The organism is Erwinia sp. B116 (assembly GCF_002865965.1).
In the GTDB taxonomy this organism is placed as follows: domain Bacteria; phylum Pseudomonadota; class Gammaproteobacteria; order Enterobacterales; family Enterobacteriaceae; genus Erwinia.
The window spans coordinates 11,000-11,862 of record NZ_JRZZ01000001.1 but is presented as its reverse complement, the minus strand read 5'-3'; the positions used below and the strand labels follow the sequence as shown (position 1 = coordinate 11,862).

The following is an 863-nucleotide window of genomic DNA, read 5'->3' as shown; positions in this document are numbered from 1 at the left end:
TCGGGGCTGCTTAACCTGTCGCGCAACCTCGGGCTGATCGCCGGCGCGTCACTGCTCGGCGCGCTGTTTGCCTGGGCCACCGGCTCCGGCGGGCTGGCGACGGCCGGTGCGGAACCTATCGTCGTCGGAATGCGGCTGACCTTTCTGACGGTCGGCGTGATGCTGACCCTCACACTGCTGTCCACCCTGCGCAAAGCAGCAGGCCGGCAGACCATACAGAAATGAGTCATATAGCGGTCATTAAGTGGGTTAATGACCCATAGGTGAATCAAAAAGGTGCCTTTTTGCTCTTACTATTGTGCTCTGAATGCTCTCCGCCCGCCTGCATGACCCCGCGCAGCAGCGACAGCAGCCAGCCCAGCGCCGGATCGTTATCGCGCCGCTTGTGCCACAGCAGCGACAGGTCGATCCCCGGGGCGGACAGCGGCACCGCGCTGCGGTTCAGGCCGTAACGGTCAGTCCACCCGGCGGCCAGCCCTGCCGGCACCGTGGCCAGCGCCGGAATACGTGCCAGCAGCGGCGGCAGCGAGGAGAAGTGCGGCGTAACGTAGCGCACCCGCCGCTGAACCCCCTGTTCTGCCAGCCGCTGGTCAATCGCGCTGTGAGTGGCTCCGCGGTACGAGACCAGCAGATGATCGTTATCCACATACGCCTGCAGCGTTAACGGCGCGGACAGCGCCAGCTGCGCCGGGTGCCAGAGCGTGCAGAAGTCCATGCTGTGTACCTGTTCGCGTATCAACCCGGCATGGGTTTCTTCCGCGACGGTGATCGCCACGTCAACCCGATCCTGCTGCACCAGCGCACCATCCTGAAACGGATCGCTGGCCGTAATCTGCAGGGTAACGCCCGGCGCGTCGCGGGCG

Annotated in this window: 1 protein-coding gene and 1 pseudogene; one reads left to right on the top strand and one right to left on the bottom strand. The window is 64.9% G+C overall.

The annotated features are described in order from the left end of the window. Positions 1-225: pseudogene (locus NV64_RS23600) on the top strand (MFS transporter); the annotation flags it as partial. A gap of 43 nt (positions 226-268) precedes the next feature. Here NV64_RS23600 and NV64_RS00055 read toward each other — a convergent pair. Further along, positions 269-863, bottom strand: a 595-nt coding sequence (locus tag NV64_RS00055) for a LysR substrate-binding domain-containing protein (protein ID WP_233208881.1), incomplete at its 5' end; no start/stop codon positions are given.